The organism is Flavobacterium sharifuzzamanii, assembly GCF_003254585.1.
GTDB lineage: Bacteria > Bacteroidota > Bacteroidia > Flavobacteriales > Flavobacteriaceae > Flavobacterium > Flavobacterium sharifuzzamanii.
The window spans coordinates 1-19481 of sequence record NZ_QJGZ01000027.1; the positions used below are offsets into that span (position 1 = coordinate 1).

The following is a 19481-nucleotide window of genomic DNA, read 5'->3' on the forward strand; positions in this document are numbered from 1 at the left end:
TGGGCCTATAGCGCCGGAATCTTTTATAATATCTGTTAAATTAATTTCGTTCGTATTTCGCGCTTCGTCTATATATCTTAAGATGTGAATGTTTGAAGTAACACCGTTTACAGTTTTCGCTGTAATTACATCTTGAACAGTTGTAATTGTTTCATTAACGTCAACTACAGTTCCTGCCTCATTTTTATAAGAAGCAATTTTGTTTCCTATTGTAATAACTGGTGTTACAGTTGTAGTGGTTTCAGCAGCTTTAATAAGATTAATAGCTGTTGAGTTTTTGTTCTCATCAGTATAAGTTAATGTGTTTTTAATAGGATCATATACTAGAGTGGTTATTGTTTCTTCTCCAGAAACAAGAAGTCTATACCATTTATCAATATACCAATAGTAATACCCAGGAGTAACATCTGAAGTTGTTTCAGTATTAAAAACCAGTAAGCTATCAACATTTTTATTTTTAATTGTTGTAGCATCTGTAGATCCTGTTAAAGGAACTCTAGGAATTAAAATCCCTTTATCTGAAGCAACAACTTCTAGCTGAGCTGATGCATCTGGCTTAAGTGTTCCAATACCTACTTGAGAATAGGCACCGTAACTCGCTAGCACAAAAAGTAAAGGAAGAAATTTATTTTTCATAGCGTATTCTTTTAGTTTTGGGGCATTTAGATGTTTGGTTAGACCCCTTTTGTGAATGCGCAAATTTCTTTTTATGTCCTCTCGAATTTTGCCTCTACATGTTTTTTTTTTAATAGATTAAGGTTTTTTTGTACTATTAGTATTATTTTTTTTCTGTTTGTTGTTTTGATTTTTCAAATGAATTGTTGGAGAAAATTATGAATGCAAACCACTTAATTTCCTAATTAAGTTTATTTTTGCACCATGATAAAATGGATAACAAAACTGTTTACATCAAGACCACAAGAAGAGAACATAAATAATATGAAAAAATATTTAATAGTAGGTTTGGGTAATATTGGCGCCGAATATGTAAATACAAGACATAATATCGGATTTAAAGTCCTTGATTTTTTAGCCAAAAAAGAAAGTCTTTCTTTCGAAACGGTAAAATTAGGATCGCTTGCTGAATATAAATTTAAAGGAAGAACTTTTTTTCTTTTAAAACCAAACACTTATATGAATCTAAGTGGAAAAGCAGTAAAATACTGGATGGACAAAGAAAACATTCCGTTAGAAAATATTTTGGTAATTACAGACGATTTAAATCTTTCTTTCGGAACAATCCGAATCAAACCAAAAGGAAGTGACGGAGGTCACAACGGACTTAAAAACATAAATCTAGTTCTAAATACACAAAATTACACACGCTACAGATTTGGTATCAGCGACCAATTTAAAAAGGGACAGCAGGTAGATTATGTTTTGGGAGAATGGACTCCTGAAGAAGAAGCAAAACTTCCAGAACGCTTGGAAACTTCAGTAGAAATTATAAAAACTTTTGGAGCAGCTGGTTTAGAAAACACCATGACAACATTTAATGGAAAATAAAGATTTTCAGGTGTTTATGTCGTAAAAATGTAAATTATCAATGAATTTAATTCAATTATAACGAAATAGTATTTTCAATTCCAAAGTTAAATGTCTAAATTTGGAATAAATTATTATAAACCATAAAAATCATTTTACCATGGCTTTTGAATTACCACAATTACCTTATGCATACGATGCATTAGAACCACATATTGATGCACGTACAATGGAAATCCATCATACAAAGCACCACAATGCTTATACTACAAATCTTAATGCAGCTATCACTGGAACAGATTTAGAAGGAAAAACTATCGAAAATATCTTAATTAACTTAGATAAATCTAACGCAGCAGTTCGTAACAATGGTGGAGGTTTCTACAACCACAATTTATTCTGGACAGTAATGTCTCCAAATGGAGGCGGGTTGCCAACAGGAGATTTATTGGCTGCTATCGAATCTTCTTTTGGAAGTTTTGAGGAGTTTAAAGCAAAATTTGCTAAAGCAGGAGCAACTCAATTTGGTTCTGGATGGGCTTGGTTAACAGTTCAAAAAGGAGGGAAATTAGAAGTTGTAGGTACTCCAAATCAAGATAACCCATTAATGCCAGAAGTTGCTGGTCACGGTGGAACTCCAATCTTAGGGATGGATGTTTGGGAGCACGCTTACTACTTAAACTACCAAAACAGAAGACCAGATTATATTGAAGCTTTCTTCAGTGTAATTAACTGGACAGAAGTAGCTAGAAGATTTGCTTTAGACAAATAAGAAAATAGAGCATAGAATATAGAAAAAAGACGAGCCATAGGTTCGTCTTTTTTTTATGCTCAATTTTTAAAAGTCTTTATTCTGTACTCTATTTTCTTTTCTCTGAAAAAAAAAGCAAAATAAAAAAGGTGGAAGAACTTCCACCTTTTTTGCCCCAAATCTACCATAAACTTAACCTACTAATGTTATGGTCCTGTAAAGGTATGGCAGATATTTTTTTGATGGAAACTTATCAGATAAAAAGCAACTATATCCGATTAAAAGCTTGTATGGCCTGTTTTAAAATATTTCTAGATTTATTTCAGTAAAAAAGGTGGAAGAACTTCCACCTTTTTTGCCCCAAATCTACCATAAACTAACCTACTAATGTTATGGTTCAGTAAATGTATGGCGGTTATTTTTATATTGGAAAAATTTTAGATAAAAAGCAATTATACTCGACAAAAAGCGGGTAAGTGGTTGTTTTTTAGATGTTTGTAGGTTGAAATAAAAAAGGCGGAAGAAAATCCGCCTTTTTTGCCCCAAATCTACCATATACTAACCTACTAATGTTATGGTATAGTAAATGTATGGCAGTTATTTTTGAGAGTAAAAAATTTTAGATGAAAGGTAAGTAAATCCGATGAAGAGGTATAATCGGCTGTTTATAAATGGGTTGAATTTATTCCAATAAAAAAGGTGGAATTGCTTCCACCCTTTTTGCCCCAAATCTACCATAAACTTAACCTACTAATGTTATGGTATTTCAAAAGTATCATAGCTTTTCAATTTCACCAAAGAAATAGGATGAACGGCAAAAAAAACCGATGAAATGCACTATTTAACCTTTTATTAGTATTTTATTAATACGCTCGAGCGTCTTTTCCTTCATAAAAATTCATGAAAGCACGATTTACAACTCTGTTTCCACCTGGAGTTGGGTAATCTCCTGTGAAATACCAGTCGCCTAAATTTTTAGGACATGCTTTGTGTAAATCGTCTACTTTTTGGAAGATGATTTTTACTTCTGCATTGATTTCTGGTGAGCTTAACATTTCTGCAATTTTATCTGAAATCTCTTCATCTGTAAATTGATCGTATATTGCTGTAACATAGTTAACAACGTCTTTGTCTGCGAAATTTTCTTGAGCTTTGCATTTTGCATAAACTTCATCTACAATATGGTAAAGGTTTCTTTCTTTTAATAAAGCAAGTGCAGCTCTAAAAGCAACTAAACCTTCTAATTTAGCCATATCGATTCCGTAACAGTCTGGATAACGAATTTGTGGTGCAGATGAAACAATTACAATACGTTTTGGTTTTAAACGATCCATCATTTTAATGATGCTCATTTTCAATGTAGTACCACGAACAATACTGTCGTCGATAATAACCAAATTATCTTCTGGTTTAATTACGCCATAAGTTACATCGTAAACGTGAGCCACTAAATCGTCACGGCTGCTGTCTTCTGTAATAAAGGTTCTAAGTTTAGCATCTTTAATGGCAACTTTCTCTGTACGTATTTTTACAGCTAAAAGTTCCTGAAGTGTTTCAGCGGTTAACGTATTTCTATTTTCTAGAATATAATTATTTTTTCTCTGATTTAAGAAATCCTGGGCTGCTTCAACTAAACCATAAAAAGAAGTTTCTGCTGTATTAGGAATATAAGAGAAAACAGTGTTGTCTGTATCGCTATCAATTGCTTTAAGAACAGCAGGTAAAATTAGTTTTCCTAAATCTTTACGTTCTTGGTAAATTTCGGCGTCACTTCCTCTTGAGAAATAAATTCTTTCGAACGAACAAGCTTTTTTGATTGTTGGTTCCAAGATTTGATTCATAGAAACATTTCCATTTTTCTTGATGATTAAAGCGTGACCTGGATCGATTTCTTGAACGCTTTCAAAAGGAACGTTGAATACAGTTTGAATAACCGGTCTTTCAGAAGCTACAACCACAACTTCGTCGTCTTGATAAAAGTAAGCTGGACGAATTCCTGCAGGATCTCTAAAAACAAAAGCATCGCCATGACCTAACAAACCAGCCATTGCGTAACCTCCGTCTAAGTTTTTTGCCGAACGAGCTAATATTTTAGCAATATCTAAACGTTCTGCAATTACTGGAGAAGCTTCTCTTTTTGAATATCCTTCAGCTTTGCAGTCTTGGTATAATTGCATTACTTCTTTGTCTAAGAAGTGGCCAATTTTTTCCATTACTGTAACAGTATCAGCCATTTCTTTTGGATGCTGCCCTAATTCAACCAGATTTTCGAAAAGTTCTTTAACATTAGTCATGTTGAAGTTTCCTGCCAAAATCAAGTTACGGTGCATCCAGTTACTTTGACGTAAAAATGGGTGAACACTTTCGATGCTGTTTTTTCCAAAAGTTCCGTAACGAACGTGGCCTAAAAACAATTCTCCAACATAAGGAATATTTGCTTTTAGCTCTTTCATGTCATCTCCAAGTTCTGGATGAGCTTTTAGTTCTTCACTAACTCGCTCATTGATTTGTTTGAAAACATCTTGTATTGGCTGTGAATGATTTGAACGAACTCGGCTGATATAGCGCTGTCCAGGTTCAACATCAAATTTAATGCTTGCAAAACCAGCGCCGTCTTGTCCGCGGTTGTGCTGTTTTTCCATCATTAAATACATCTTCTGAATTCCGTAGAAAGCAGTGCCGTATTTTTCTTTATAATATTCAAGCGGTTTTAGTAGTCTAACTAAGGCTATACCACATTCGTGTTTTAAAGCGTCGCTCATTGTTTTTTGTTATTTGTGTGTTGTTGTAAGTTGTGTGTATTAACGTAATAAAAAAGCCCCGTTTTATCGAGGCTCTTAGGCATTATATTTCTATGTCAAACTGAGTTAACGACTTAAATTGCTGTAATCGAATCGCTACTTCGGCTTTGCTTAATGATTCCATCCTTTCAGTTCCAAATTTCTCTACGCAGAACGAAGCTAAATTTGAACCATAAATAATTGCATTCTTCAGGTTGTTGAATGAAATGTTTTCGCTTTGCGCAATAAATCCAGAGAAACCACCTGCAAAAGTGTCTCCTGCTCCTGTTGGATCAAAAACATCTTCTAATGGTAAAGCTGGTGCAAAGAATACTTCTCTGTTGTGGAATAAAAGTGCTCCGTGTTCTCCTTTTTTGATCACCACATATTTTGGTCCCATGTCTTGGATTTTAGAAGCTGCTTTTACTAATGAATATTCGCCAGAAAGCTGTCTAGCTTCTTCGTCATTGATTGTAATAACATCTACACGTTTAATAACGTCTAGTAATTCTGGAAGAGCGCAGTCCATCCAAAAGTTCATAGTGTCTAAAACTACTAATTTTGGTTTTTTCTCCATTTGATCTAAAACACTGCTCTGTACCAATGGATGTAAGTTTCCTAACATCACAACATCAGCATCTTTGTAGTTTTGAGGAACTTTTGGCTGAAAATCAGCTAAAACGTTCAGCTCAGTTACAAGAGTATCTCTAGAATTTAAATCGTTGTGGTATAAACCGCTCCAGAAAAAAGTCTTTCCTCCTTTTACAATTTCGATACCAGAGATATCAATATTTTTTGAAGTTAAAAGATCTAAATGTTCTTGAGGGAAATCGTCGCCAACTACAGAAACAATGGCCGATTGCAAGTTAAAAAATGACGCTGATAATCCGATGTAGGTTGCAGCACCACCTAATATTTTATCTGTTTTTCCGAAAGGAGTTTCAATCGCGTCGAAAGCAACTGTTCCAACAATCAATAGTTTATTCATTTTATGAATTTCGAATTAGGGTGCAAAGATACTTCATAAGTTACAATCTTGCAACGGTTTAGGTTCTCAAAATTTTCTTAAAAAAACGACTATGATTTCGGATTAAAACTATTGTAAATGAATGGGTTAAAATTGATTTTTAGTTGTGTTTATAATAGGTTTTTTGAATTTAAGATGCAACTTTTTTGAAAATAATTGCGAATATTTTACAGCTCGTACTTTTTATCAAAATAATTTTTTAAAATTCCAACCTGAACTAAAATCATAATTGGAACAATTAAAATGGCATACAGGATATTTTTAGAAAAATGAATTCCTGAAAATGCTGTTGACATTCTATCAGAATAGAATTTCCCGACTTCGTCAATTTTGAAATCAGTTTCTGAAACTGAGAATAGAGAAACATAAATCACTAATGCTGCCACAGCCAATCCGATCGAAATCCAGATTGGTTTAGAAATTAATGGTTTGTATGTTTTCAGTTTTTTCTCTTCTAAAAGATGAACTTCAGCCATTATTTTAGAAGTGAAATCTATTGATGGTGATTGCAGTTTTTCATCAGCCATCATTTTCTCAATAAGTTCCTCTATATTTTTATCGCTCTCTATCATAACATTCTATTGTTTCTGGTTCTAACTGCTGTCTCAAAATTACGGCTAATTTCTGTCGGCTCCTAAACAATTTTACCTTTGCGTTATTGGCCGAAATATTCATGATTTTTCCAATTTCTTCTAAATTTTGGTCATCAAAATAAAATAAAGTTAAAAGGAAATTTTCGTCACTTGGTAATAAATTTAAACATTTCTGAATGGTGTGCTTTCGTTCTTTTTCTTCTAGTGCGCTCAATGCATTGTCCATGGTTTTTATTAAATGAGAAGAAAAATCGTCTATAGAAATATTCAAATCGTCTTTTTTATTTTTCTTTAAACGGTCTAGGCAAGTATTGTAGGCGATTTTATAAATCCAGGTCGAAAATTTAGATTCACCTTTAAATTTTGTTAGAGAACTATAGATCTTAATAAAAGTATCTTGCGCAACTTCTTCTGCCTCTTCTCGATTTTTAACCATCTTTAGAGCCAAAGTAAAAATCATATCCTTATAACGATCTACAAGAACGGCAAATGCATTGGTCTCGCCCTTCAAGATTTTATCGATATAATGTTGATCATGTATTGTGCTCATATTATATAGGACGACGGTTTGTTTATTTAGGTTACAAGAAATTTGAAAATAAATTCCAAAAAGCAAATCCCAAATTCCAATCCAATAACTATCAGAGTTAAAATTCAAATTATACTTATTATATAATAGTATAAGCTTTGTCAAAGTTTGGAACTTTGACAAAGTTTCTTTGAATCAAAATTAATTGATAATCAGTTGGTTTTGGAATTTGGAATTTAAAATTTGAAATTTTTCACCAAAAGTTGTAACCTCATTTTAAAAACCCTCGTCATATGAGGTATATCAATCAATTAAAAACATAAAATATCATGGACGAAAAAATTTTAATTCCAATCAGTCTTTTTTTAATGATCTTCGGGATTGTTTATTTAATTTATTCTACAAGAAATAGAGAGCGTTTGGCTCTTATAGAAAAAGGAGTAGATGCGAGTATTTTTTTACAGGGAAAAGGAAAAGGGGTTCCAGCATGGAAAATCTTTGTTGTAAATATTGCCTTTTTATTAATAGGAAGTGGTTTAGGTATTTTTATCGCCTTATTAATTACTACTTACACATCTTTGAATGATGGAGCGGTTTATCCTTCAATCATATTCATAATGGCTGGAGTTGGATTATTAATCGGATTTGGAATGGCTAAAGATTTAGATAAGGCAGAAGAAGGAAAGTAAGAGAGTAAAGAATAAAAAAAAAACGCATCAAATATCAAATATTTGATGCGTTTTTTTTTATTCTTTAGATGCGACGGTTTCGTAATAAACATCAATCGAAAGTTTAGGTTGCATGGATGCCATAACAGCCAATTGATCGCAACGCTCATTTTGCGGATGATTGTTGTGGCCTTTTATCCATTTAAAATCGACTTGGTGTTTGCGGTAAGTAATTAAGAAACGTTTCCATAAATCAGGATTTTTTTTGTCTTTGTATCCTTTTTTTTCCCAACCAAAAACCCATTTCTTTTCTACAGAATCAACAACATATTTAGAATCTGAAACCACAAGGACTTTCATATTTGGCTTTTTCAATTTTTCTAAACCTACAATTACAGCCAGAAGCTCCATTCTATTATTGGTAGTAAGACGAAAGCCTTCGTAGAATTCTTTTTTATGTGGAGTGCCTACCAGTTCCATCACGACTCCATAACCGCCATTTCCTGGATTTCCTTTTGCTGCGCCATCCGTATATATATGTACTTCGTGATTCATTTAATTTTAGATTTCAGTCCCGATAGCTATCGGGATGATTTTTTTAATTGCAATTGATTTTTGAATTTGATTTTATTCTTCCAATATTTTATGAATAATCTCTGGAAAGTGTTTTTGTTCCAATTCATGAATCTTTTCTGCAACCGTCTCTGGAGTATCTTCATCTGTTAAGGTAACATTTGCTTGAAAGATAATAGCGCCTTCATCATAGTTCTCATTAACATAATGAATTGAGATTCCTGTTTCTTTTTCCTTATTATTAACTATAGCTCTATGTATATGCATTCCATACATTCCTTTGCCTCCATAATTAGGTAAAAGTGCTGGATGTATATTTATTATTTTGTTTGGATATTGTTCAATTATGTTTTCCGGAAATTTGAGTAAAAAACCAGCAAGAACGATCAAATCTGGGTCGATTTTCTGTATTTTTTGTAGCACTTTTCTTTCTAAAAGTTCGTTTTTTTCGAAAATTTCGACAGGAATTTGATGATTTTTTGCTCTTTCAATCACTTTTGCCGAAGCATTATTTGTAAAGACCGAAACAACCTTTGCAATTTCAGTGTTCGAAAAATATTTTATAATGTTCTCGGCGTTAGTTCCTGATCCTGAGGCAAAAACGATAATTTTTTTCATAAAGTTGTGTGTTTTGAGAGTGCAAAAAACGGAATAAAAATCGAAAATAAATAGCTTTAAAAGACCTTTCTTGAAATTAATTTTATAAATTAGTGTCACATTTATAAACTAAATAGTTGTTTTAAAATAAAGTTTTTTATTTTTGCCAACAAATTAAATTCTAAAATTAAAGATTATGTCAGACATTGCATCAAGAGTAAAAGCGATTATCGTAGACAAATTAGGTGTTGACGAAAACGAAGTTGTAACAGAAGCAAGCTTCACTAATGATTTAGGAGCTGACTCATTAGACACTGTTGAGCTTATTATGGAATTCGAAAAAGAATTTGATATTCAAATTCCAGATGATCAAGCAGAAAACATTGCTACTGTTGGTCAAGCTATTTCTTATATCGAAGAAGCAAAAAAATAATAATACCACACCCGAATTTTAAAAATTCCAAATTTGAATGTCCAAATTCCAAAATTGGGATTTGTTTTTGAAAAATTGGATTTTCTAAAAATCGGGTGTTATTATTTTTTTAAAATTTAAATTTCGATTGATTTTCAATCAAAAAGATATATTTATATTGTAATTCCCATGGCTCTTAAATAACTATAAGTTAAGAAAGCGTGGGTTTTATTTGTTTAAAGTACAAAATACATATTTATGGCATTAAGGCGAGTTGTTGTAACAGGATTAGGTGCACTTACTCCTATTGGGAATAATATCCAAGAATATTGGAATGCACTTGTGAATGGAGTTAGCGGAGCCGCTCCGATCACATATTATGATACCGAGAAACACAAAACGAAATTTGCCTGCGAAGTAAAGAACTTCAATATTGAAGATTACATGGATCGCAAGGAATCTCGTAGATTAGATAAATTTGCACAATACGCAATTGCTGCCAGTGATGAAGCTATTAAAGATGCTGGAATCACAAATGATAACGTTAACAAACAAAGAGTTGGTGTTATCTGGGGAGCAGGAATTGGAGGTTTAGAGACTTTCCAAGATGAAGTATTGTATTACGCAAAAGGTGATGGAACTCCAAAGTTCAATCCTTTCTTTATTCCTAAAATGATTGCCGATATTGCTCCTGCACATATTTCTATGCGTAATGGGTATATGGGACCAAATTATACTACGGTTTCTGCTTGTGCATCTTCTGCAAACGCATTAATCGATGCTTTCAATTACATTCGTTTAGGAATGTGCGATGTTATTGTTTCTGGTGGTTCTGAAGCTGCTGTTACAATTGCTGGTATGGGAGGATTTAGCTCAATGCACGCTTTATCAACAAGAAATGAAAGTCCAGAAACAGCTTCAAGACCTTTTGATGCAACTAGAGATGGTTTCGTTTTAGGAGAGGGAGCAGGAGCTTTAGTTCTTGAAGACTACGAACATGCTAAAGCCAGAGGTGCAAAAATCTACTGCGAAATTGGCGGTGGAGGTATGTCATCTGATGCTTACCACTTAACTGCACCACATCCGGAAGGAATTGGAGTTATCGCAGTAATGGAAAACACATTAAGAGATGCTGGTATGACTCCTGATCAAGTTGATCACATCAACACTCACGGAACTTCTACTCCATTAGGAGACGTTGCTGAATTAAAAGCAATTAGCAAAGTTTTTGGAGATCATGCTAAAAATATCAATATCAACTCTACAAAATCGATGACAGGACACTTACTTGGTGCAGCTGGTGCTATTGAGGCTATTGCTTCTATTTTAGCAATGCAGCACGGAATTGTTCCTCCAACGATTAACCATACAGTTGTTGACGAAAACATTGACCCATCTTTAAACCTTACTCTAAACAAACCTCAAAAAAGAGAAGTAAATGTTGCTATGAGTAATACATTTGGTTTTGGTGGACACAATGCTTGCGTATTGTTTAAAAAATTAGCTGACTAATTTCTGTATATGAATATTATCAAAAAAATATTTTCTAAATCCCGTTCTCTAGAAGACGGGATTTTTTTTGACACTATTCAGAAAATTCTTGGTTTTCAGCCTTCTAGTATAGATTTTTACAGACGGGCGTTTACACATCGTTCGTCTAATAAATTAGATCAGAATGGGCATCCTATTAATTATGAACGTTTAGAATTTTTAGGAGATGCTATGTTAAGTGCTGTGATTGCTGCACATTTATTTAATAAAGCTCCAAATGGAGACGAAGGTTATTTGACTAAAATGCGTTCAAAAATTGTGAGTCGTGAACATTTGAACGAATTAGGTAAAGACTTAAATTTAGTGCAGTTTGTAGAGAGCAAAGTGCCAATTCAGCACTTTGGAGAAAACATTCACGGTAATATTTTTGAATCCCTTATAGGAGCTATTTATTTAGACAAAGGCTATACTTTTTGCGAGAAATTCATCCAAAAAAGAGTAGTTACGCCTTATGTAGATATTGCGCGATTAGAAGGAAAAGTTATTAGCTATAAAAGCCTTGTTATTGAATGGTGCCAGAAAGAAAAAAGAGTTTTTCATTATGACATTTTTGAAGATAACGGAATAGACGGCCAGCGTTTATTTGGTGTTAAATTGAGTATTGACGATAAAGTTGTTGCAAGAGCGAGAGCAACTTCAAAAAAGAAAGCAGAAGAAAAAGCATCACAGAGAGCCTATTTTGCATTTCAAGAAAAAATTGACAAGAAATAGCTGCAAAAATGTTGTAACTCTCACAAGACTACATCGTTTTCGTTTATAATTTAACAAAACAAGCATGTCATAACTGTTGATGCTCCGTTTAGAAATAGTATATTTACAACTTGATTTTTCAAGACATGGCTATTCATAAATTGGATTTAGACGAATTTGACGAAATTGATTATTATTTGATGGCAATTCATACTTCATTAGAAGATTATAGATTAGCCTATTTTATCAATAAAATCCTTCCGATCAACTTAAGTAAGAGCAAAAACGAGATCCATGCTCAGACTAAGGAAGGTGAAGCAAATTTTTCGAGATTCTATTATTATGATGAAGAAAAAGCTGTTTCCTGGAATTTAATTCAGAATAAAAATGAAATCATTTCTGTGAGTACAAATGATTTCCAGAATTTGTTTTCTAATGAAACAAGTGAGGTTTCGACAACAATTCATTTACTTCCTGAATTTAAAAAAGTCGATTTTTTCCTGAAAATTGATAATAGCGAAGAGGCGCTTAATTTTTCAGAAATTCAACAAAAATTAAACACAATAGAAAGTATTGCGGCTATTTATGCCGTTGATACAGACAAAATAAAATCAAAAAACAATCTAATTTTTTAAAAAAAATGCTAACAAACAAGAAAACCAAAATTGTTGCTACACTTGGCCCCGCATGTAGTACAAGAGGGATCATTAAAGATATGATCGATGCAGGTGTTAATGTGTTTAGAATCAATTTTTCGCATGCAGATTACGAAGGAGTAAAAGAAAAAATCGATATCATTAGAGGATTAAACGAAGAGTTTGGTTACACGACAGCAATTTTAGGAGATTTGCAAGGACCTAAACTTAGAGTTGGTGTAATGGAAGAAGGTACTGTTGTAAATGATGGAGACGAAATCACTTTTACAACTGCTGAAGATATTATCGGAACATCAAAAAGAGTGTTCATGAAATATCAGAATTTCCCAAATGATGTTAACCCAGGAGAGCGTATCTTGCTTGATGATGGTAAACTTATTTTTGAAATTGTTTCTACAGATAAAAAAACTGAGGTTGTTGCAAGAGTTATTCAAGGAGGAGAATTAAAATCTAAAAAAGGAGTTAATCTTCCAAATACAAAAATCTCTTTACCAGCTTTAACAGAAAAAGATATTGCAGATGCTATTTTTGCAATCGAACAAAAAGTTGACTGGATCGCACTTTCATTTGTGAAAACTCCTCGCGATTTACAGGATTTACAAGAATTAATTGCAAAACACTCAGAGGTAAAAATTCCAATCATTGCTAAAATTGAAATGCCAGAAGCTCTTGAGAATATGGATAAAATTGTAGCATACTGTGATGGTTTAATGGTGGCTCGTGGAGATCTAGGTGTTGAGCTTCCTGCTCACGAAGTTCCATTGGTACAAAAAGATTTGATCAGAAGAGCAAAAACAGCTAGAATTCCGGTTATCGTTGCTACACAAATGATGGAAACAATGATTACAAGTTTAACTCCAACAAGAGCAGAGGTAAACGACGTTGCTAACTCAGTAATGGATGGTGCAGATGCTGTAATGTTATCTGGAGAAACTGCTACAGGAAACTACCCAGTACAAGTAATTCAAAGAATGGCACAAATTTGTGAGGCTGTTGAGAATTCACCACTTATTCAAGTTCCACAAAATACGCCACAAATTAAAACTAAACGTTTTGTTACTAAAACGGTTTGTCACCAAGCAGCTTTATTAGCAAATGAAATTGAAGCTAAAGCAATTTGTACTTTAACAAACAGCGGTTATACTGCTTTCCAAATTTCGGCTTGGAGACCATCTACAGCTCATATCTTAGTGTTTACTTCAAACAGAAGAATCTTAACACAATTGAATTTATTATGGGGAGTTAAATCTTTCTACTATGATAATGAAGAAAGTACAGATGATACTGTAACAGATGTAAATCAAATTGCAGTTGACAAAGGTTATGCACAAAAAGGAGATTATTTAATCAACCTTGCTGCAATGCCAATTAAAGATAAAGGAATGGTTAACACGATGAGAGTTTCTGAAATCGAATAATCACTTCAAATAAATTTTAAAAAGCCGCTTAATTTTTTAAGCGGCTTTTTGTTTTTTTAAACTTTTTTATAAAAGTACAATACTTTTCCAATTTGATATTTTGTCTTTTTCGGGACATTTTACGACTTAATTTTCTGATAATCTATTAAAATTTTAGACGGAAAAAAAGATTTTTTTGGTTTCATTTGACTAAAATTTCAAAAATATCTATACAGAAAATCACCTCAAGTTATTTTTTGCTCTCTTTCCACTCTTTTATAACCAAAAACATAACTGCTTAACTTTCTGGTGTTTTGATATGTTTCATTTTATAAAATGAAACATTTTGGTGCAAATTCTCCAACTATCTTGTTTCATTTTATAAAATGAAACAAGCTCATGCCGAATAAACACGATTGTTCGCTCTTTTATTAGTTAAATTTGAGATACTTAAGAAAAAGTTAAAAATATTTTGTTTCAGATTTTAAAATAAATCGAATTTGAAACACATCAAAAAGATGCAACCTCAAATTGAGAATATTTTTTTGAAAGCGTATAATTTTTCCCATTTGCTTTTTTGGATTTTCAAGCTCATATAAATAACAAGGTCACTAACGAATTTTTTTATCATGAAACAAATCAAATTAAAATGCAGATTTTCAAATGCCTTACAGGTATTTGTGTTACTATTTTTTTCTGGGGTTTCTATTATAGCGCAAAGCAAAAAGCCAAATATTTTGGTGCTTTGGGGTGATGATATTGGAACAACTAATATAAGTGCATACAGTGATGGACTTATGGGATATACAACTCCTAACATAGATCGTTTAGCCAATGAGGGGTTAAGATTTTTACATTATTATGGAGAGCAAAGCTGTACTGCTGGTCGTGCGGCATTTTTAACAGGACAGCATGGTCTTCGTACAGGTCTTACAAAAGTAGGCTTTCCTGGAGCTCCTATGGGGATGAGTCAGTTAGATCCATCTGTCGGAGGTATTATGAAAAGCTTAGGATATGTTACAGGCCAGTTTGGTAAAAATCACGTCGGTGACCGAAACGAAAGTTTGCCAACGGTGAATGGTTTTGATGAGTTTTTTGGAAATCTGTATCACTTAAATGCAGAAGAAGAACCAGAATTGCCAGATTATCCTAAAGATCCGGAATATTTGAAAAAATTTGGACCAAGAGGAGTATTGAAATGTACTGCAACAAATGTTGATGATGCAACTACAGATCCTCGTTTTGGAAGAGTTGGAAAACAAAAAATTGAAGATACTGGAGCACTTACCAAAAAAAGAATGGAAACTATAGATGATGAAACTTCTGCTGCAGCAATTGATTTTATTAAGAGACAAAATGCAGCAGGAAAACCATTCTTTTGTTGGTTCAACGCGACTCGTATGCACTTACGTACACACGTTAGAAAAGAACATAGAGGAAGATATACACATGGAGACAGTGAGTATATCGATGGTATGATTGAACATGATGAGACAATTGGAAGCATCTTAAAGGCATTAGACGAGTTAGGAATTGCAGATAATACCATAGTAGTATATTCTACAGATAATGGGCCTCACATGAATACTTGGCCTGATGGCGCTATGACTCCTTTCCGTTCAGAAAAAAACACCAACTGGGATGGAGCTTTCCGTGTTCCTTGTATCGTTCGTTGGCCAGGACATATTAAACCTGGAACAGTAACTACTGAATTGATGAGTCATAATGACTGGATCCCAACTTTTGCTTCAATTGCAGGCGAACCAGATATCGTAAATAAACTTTTAAAAGGTTATTCAGCAAATGGAAAAACGTACAAAGTCCATTTGGACGGTTTTGATCAAAGTAAATTTTTGGAAGGCAAAACAGAAAAAAGTGCTAGAGATAAATTCTTTTATACAGATGACGATGGACTTTTGGTAGGTTTGAGAGAAGGAGATTATAAATATGTTTTTGCAGAACAACGTCTAGGAGGTACAATGGGTGTTTGGGCAGAACCATTTACCAAATTGCGTCTGCAAAAAATATTCAATCTATATCAAGATCCTTTTGAAAGAGCCGATATTACTTCAAATACTTTCTGGGATTGGCAGCTAAACCATGTGCAGTTAATGTACGGAGCAATACAAGATGTAGTTGTATTTGCAGAAACATTTAAAGAATTTCCTCCGAGATCAATACCGCCAAGTTTCTCTGCTTATACTATTATGGAAGAAGCGATGAAAGATATCAAAGCTCAAAAATATGTAGAGAAAAATGTTTTGCCTAAGTTAAAAGAAGAAGAAGAGGCAGCTTCAAAAAAGAAAAAATAAATACGAAAAGAGATTCAGATGGATAATCTGAATCTCTTTTTATAAAATAAAAGTATCATGAAAAAAAGAATATTTATTTTATCACTCTCCATTTTATTTTTAGTTTCTTGTAAAAAATCAGAACCCGCAACTTCTACCACATCAGAAAGTAAACAGGGAGAAACAGCTGTAAATGGTGATCCTCTGCCAAGCTGGAACGATGGAGCTTTAAAAAAAGATATCATTGCTTATGTTGAAAAAGTAACCAAAGAAGGAAGTCCGGACTTTATTCCAACAGAAAACAGAATTGCCACTTTTGATAATGACGGAACACTTTGGGCCGAAAAACCTTTAGCGCAGGAATTATTTGCCTTTTACCGAGTTAAAAAAATGGTTGAAGCAAATCCTGAATTAGCAAAAAAGCAGCCTTTTAAAGCCGTAATCGAAAAAGATAAAACATTCTTTGAAAAAGGCGGTGACAAAGCACTTGTCGAATTAGTTGTAGCAACGCACACAGGAATGACAGAAGATGAATTTGAAGTAGCAGCCAAAGACTTTTTTACTGGAGCAAAATATCCAGGAAAAAATGTACCCTTAAAACAAATAAGATATCAGCCTCAGTTAGAGCTTTTGAATTATTTGCGTGCCAACGGATTCAAAACTTATATTGTAACGGGTGGAACGGTTGAATTTGTTCGTGCTATATCTCCAGAATTTTATGGAATTCCAAAAGAGCAAGTGGTTGGAACTTCTTTCAAATATAAATTTGATGATGCTAAAAATGCAGTTATCAGAGAACCAGCTTTAAATCATTTTAACGATAAAGAGGGTAAGCCTGTGGCAATACAGCTACAGATTGGACAACGTCCAGTTTTTGCCTGTGGAAACGAAGGTGGCGCTGGAGATCTTGCCATGTTACGTTATTCGCAAGGAAATAAATATCCTTCTTTCCAATTAATTGTAAATCACAATGATTCTATTAGAGAATACAATTATCAGGAAAAAGATAATTTGTCTTTAAACACTGCGGCAAAATATAAATATCATGTAATAAGCATGAAAGATGACTGGAAAAAAGTTTTTGCAGATTAAATAAAGTAGAATTGTTTGCAGATTATAGGTTAAAGAGTTGAAGTTTTGTCTATTAATAAATTTAAGCCGTATGAAAAATTCTTTTTTAGCAATATTGCTGATGACCACTTTTACAATTTCTGCTCAGGAAGAACCTGCAAAACCAGGAAATAGCGCACAAGAACTTGCTGATAAAATGGCAAATCCTGTGGCGAGTTTAATTAGTGTCCCGCTGCAAAACAATCTTACTTACGGAATTGGCCCATATAATGGAATAAAGTATCAGATCAATATACAGCCCGTTGTTCCTTTTAAGTTGAGTGAAAATTTAAACTTAATTACTCGTTATATTCTTCCAGTCGTAGATCAGCAGGATGTTACGGGAGAAAACACACATGAGTTTGGTTTGAGCGATGCAACGGTGACGGCATTTTTTGCTCCTAAAACTAAAGGAATCATTTTAGGTGTCGGTCCTGCTTTTTTAGTGCCAACTGCTACAGAAAAATTTTTAGGAACAGAAAAATTCGGAATTGGACCTAGCGTTTTAGTAATGCATCAAGGAAAAGGGCTTTCCATAGGCTTTCTAGCCAATCAAATTTGGTCTGTTGCAGGAAATGCCGATAGAGCAGATTTCAATCAGTTTTACACACAAATATTCTTAACGCATAGTTATAAAAGCGGTGCAAGTTTAGGAATCACTTCAGAAATTACTCAAAATTGGCAAGGAAATACTACCCTTATAACCGTTAGTCCAAATGTTGGTGCAATTACAAAATTAGGAGGTCAGACGATGCAATTTGCCGTTATGCCTTTAATACCAGTCGTTGGACATCAATCTATAAAACCAGACTGGGGACTAAGAGCGGTGGTAGCATTTATATTCCCACAATAATTTTCCATGAAAATTTAGAAAATATCATTTTAATCTTTTAATACTGTATAAAATGAAGACTAAAATAATTTCACTTTTTATTATTGCGTTATTTATTTCTTGCAATAAAACTTCGACTGAAAAAACGGAATCGGCTTCTGCAGAATCTGTTTCAAGCACTTTCAAACCAGCTAATCTGAATGAACAAATAATTTATAATCGGGCAGTTGAAGCTGTTGTTTGGGGAATGCCAGCTGTAAATTTTGAACTGCTCAATGAAAGTTTAACCGCTGCAAAAGGTAATTTTAATGAGATCATTTATTGGTCAGGATTAATAAATTCAAAGAATCAAACATTAACACCAAATCCTGATGTTGTTTATATAAATCCTTTATATGACACTAGAAAAGGACCTGTTGTGTTAGAAATTCCAGCTGCTGAAGGTGCGTCTTTTTTAACGGGAAGCCTCGATGATGGCTGGCAAACCGCAATTGAAGATATTGGTCCGGCGGGTGTTGATAAAGGAAAAGGTGGAAAATATTTAATTTTGCCACCAGATTATAAAGATAAAATACCAGCAGGATATATTCCGATGCCATCATCAACTTATACAGGTTTTGCAATTCTTAGATCCAATCTTACTGACGGAAGCCCAGCTGATCTAAAACGCGCCGTTGATTATGGAAAGAGAATCAAAATTTATCCTTATTCTCAAGCGTCAAATCCACCAGCTACAAAATTTACCGATTTGCTTGAAGTCGATTTCAGCAATACAATTCCATATAATTTTCATTTTTTCGAACTCTTAAATCAGTTTACACAGCGTGAACCGTGGCTGACTCGAGATTTAGTTATGGTTGATTTTTTAAAATCAATTGGTATAGAAAAAGGAAAAACTTTTCAGGCAGATGCCCGAACAAAAGAGATTCTGGAAATAGCCGTAAAAGATGCCGGAAAATGGATTGACAGTAAATATGAGGCAATTTTTACTCCTCCTTTTTATGACGGTACAAACTGGGCATTACCAGCTTCTCAAGATGTTGTAAAAGCGATAATGTCCAATTATACAGCTCCAAATATTTATCCAGTAAGCGAACGAGCAATAAGCTACTCAATCGCTTATTTCAGTGCTAAACATTTAGGCACAGGGCAGTTTTATTTAATGACAATTAAAGACGATAAAGGGCAAGAATTTGATGGTTCAAAATTGTATCAATTGCATTTACCGCCAAATGTTCCTGTAAAATTATATTGGTCTGTAACGGCTTACGATCGTGAAACGCATGCTCTAATTAAAGACATGAAATATTTCAGCCGAGCTTCGACATCGCCTGGACTTCAAAAAAACAGCGATGGTTCTGTCGATATTTATTTTGGAGCAAAAGCACCTGCAGGAAAAGAATCAAACTGGGTTCCTACCGATCCGAAAGGAAAATTTGAATTATTAGCTCGCTTCTATGGACCAGAAAAAGGGTTTTTTGAGAAAACTTGGAAAATGGGTGATTTGACAGAAGTGAAATAATGAACTGAATTTTAACC

General features: G+C 33.6%; 18 protein-coding genes and 1 pseudogene. 12 read left to right on the plus strand and 7 right to left on the minus strand.

The window, feature by feature from the left end; translation table 11 throughout:
* Positions 1-636 (minus strand): annotated as a pseudogene (locus DMA14_RS00390) (hypothetical protein); the annotation flags it as partial.
* Positions 637-879: 243 nt separating this feature from the next.
* On the opposite strand from DMA14_RS00390, the gene pth reads away from it, so the two are divergent.
* Positions 880-1506: an aminoacyl-tRNA hydrolase gene (gene pth, locus DMA14_RS00395; protein ID WP_111422257.1), complete on the plus strand. Its 627-nt coding sequence runs from the start codon at positions 880-882 to the stop codon at positions 1504-1506.
* Positions 1507-1645: 139 nt separating this feature from the next.
* A complete protein-coding gene (locus tag DMA14_RS00400; RefSeq protein ID WP_111422259.1) occupies positions 1646-2257 on the plus strand; it encodes a superoxide dismutase in 612 nt (203 codons plus the stop codon).
* Positions 2258-3099: 842 nt separating this feature from the next.
* Here DMA14_RS00400 and DMA14_RS00405 read toward each other — a convergent pair.
* The 4 genes from DMA14_RS00405 to DMA14_RS00420 all read right to left on the minus strand — a co-directional run bounded on the left by DMA14_RS00405 (position 3100) and on the right by DMA14_RS00420 (position 7186).
* Entirely contained in the window at positions 3100-4998 is a 1899-nt protein-coding gene (locus tag DMA14_RS00405; protein ID WP_111422260.1) for an amidophosphoribosyltransferase, read from the minus strand.
* A gap of 82 nt (positions 4999-5080) precedes the next feature.
* On the minus strand, positions 5081-6004 hold the full coding sequence (locus tag DMA14_RS00410; protein WP_111422262.1) for a PfkB family carbohydrate kinase: 924 nt from the start codon (positions 6002-6004) through the stop codon (positions 5081-5083).
* Between the two features lie 206 nt (positions 6005-6210).
* Positions 6211-6615: a hypothetical protein gene (locus tag DMA14_RS00415; protein WP_111422263.1), complete on the minus strand. Its 405-nt coding sequence runs from the start codon at positions 6613-6615 to the stop codon at positions 6211-6213.
* Complete coding sequence (locus tag DMA14_RS00420; RefSeq protein ID WP_111422264.1) at positions 6599-7186, minus strand: RNA polymerase sigma factor; 588 nt, start codon at positions 7184-7186, stop codon at positions 6599-6601. The genes DMA14_RS00415 and DMA14_RS00420 overlap by 17 nt, the downstream gene beginning before the upstream one ends.
* 308 nt (positions 7187-7494) lie before the next feature.
* Here DMA14_RS00420 and DMA14_RS00425 point away from each other — a divergent pair, with 308 nt between their 5' ends.
* Positions 7495-7854 carry a DUF6249 domain-containing protein gene (locus DMA14_RS00425; protein ID WP_111422265.1) on the plus strand — a complete coding sequence of 120 codons (360 nt, stop codon included), beginning with the start codon at positions 7495-7497 and terminating at the stop codon, positions 7852-7854.
* 57 nt (positions 7855-7911) lie between these two features.
* Here the strand turns inward: DMA14_RS00425 and rnhA are convergent, their stop codons facing one another.
* Positions 7912-8388 (minus strand): ribonuclease HI, encoded by a 477-nt coding sequence (rnhA, locus tag DMA14_RS00430; protein ID WP_111422266.1) that lies wholly within the window; start codon positions 8386-8388, stop codon positions 7912-7914.
* 72 nt (positions 8389-8460) lie between these two features.
* Positions 8461-9024 (minus strand): phosphoribosylglycinamide formyltransferase, encoded by a 564-nt coding sequence (gene purN, locus DMA14_RS00435; protein WP_111422267.1) that lies wholly within the window; start codon positions 9022-9024, stop codon positions 8461-8463.
* Positions 9025-9199: 175 nt separating this feature from the next.
* Here purN and DMA14_RS00440 point away from each other — a divergent pair, with 175 nt between their 5' ends.
* The 9 genes from DMA14_RS00440 to DMA14_RS00480 all read left to right on the plus strand — a co-directional run bounded on the left by DMA14_RS00440 (position 9200) and on the right by DMA14_RS00480 (position 19464).
* A complete protein-coding gene (locus DMA14_RS00440; RefSeq protein WP_007137004.1) occupies positions 9200-9436 on the plus strand; it encodes an acyl carrier protein in 237 nt (78 codons plus the stop codon).
* A gap of 237 nt (positions 9437-9673) precedes the next feature.
* Positions 9674-10927, plus strand: a complete 1254-nt coding sequence (gene fabF / locus DMA14_RS00445; protein WP_111368511.1) for a beta-ketoacyl-ACP synthase II — start codon at positions 9674-9676, stop codon at positions 10925-10927.
* Positions 10928-10936: 9 nt separating this feature from the next.
* Positions 10937-11677: a ribonuclease III gene (gene rnc / locus DMA14_RS00450; RefSeq protein WP_111368513.1), complete on the plus strand. Its 741-nt coding sequence runs from the start codon at positions 10937-10939 to the stop codon at positions 11675-11677.
* A gap of 125 nt (positions 11678-11802) precedes the next feature.
* The gene (locus tag DMA14_RS00455) at positions 11803-12291 is read left to right on the plus strand and encodes an IPExxxVDY family protein (protein ID WP_095930692.1); all 489 of its coding nucleotides are present in this window, start codon (positions 11803-11805) and stop codon (positions 12289-12291) included.
* 5 nt (positions 12292-12296) lie between these two features.
* Positions 12297-13730 (plus strand): pyruvate kinase, encoded by a 1434-nt coding sequence (gene pyk / locus DMA14_RS00460; RefSeq protein WP_111422268.1) that lies wholly within the window; start codon positions 12297-12299, stop codon positions 13728-13730.
* A gap of 608 nt (positions 13731-14338) precedes the next feature.
* On the plus strand, positions 14339-16021 hold the full coding sequence (locus tag DMA14_RS00465) for an arylsulfatase (protein ID WP_111422269.1): 1683 nt from the start codon (positions 14339-14341) through the stop codon (positions 16019-16021).
* 57 nt (positions 16022-16078) lie between these two features.
* On the plus strand, positions 16079-17092 hold the full coding sequence (locus DMA14_RS00470; protein WP_111422270.1) for an HAD family hydrolase: 1014 nt from the start codon (positions 16079-16081) through the stop codon (positions 17090-17092).
* Positions 17093-17162: 70 nt separating this feature from the next.
* Positions 17163-17963 carry a hypothetical protein gene (locus DMA14_RS00475; protein WP_111422271.1) on the plus strand — a complete coding sequence of 267 codons (801 nt, stop codon included), beginning with the start codon at positions 17163-17165 and terminating at the stop codon, positions 17961-17963.
* A gap of 52 nt (positions 17964-18015) precedes the next feature.
* Positions 18016-19464 carry a DUF1254 domain-containing protein gene (locus DMA14_RS00480; protein ID WP_111422272.1) on the plus strand — a complete coding sequence of 483 codons (1449 nt, stop codon included), beginning with the start codon at positions 18016-18018 and terminating at the stop codon, positions 19462-19464.
* Positions 19465-19481 lie beyond the last annotated feature (17 nt).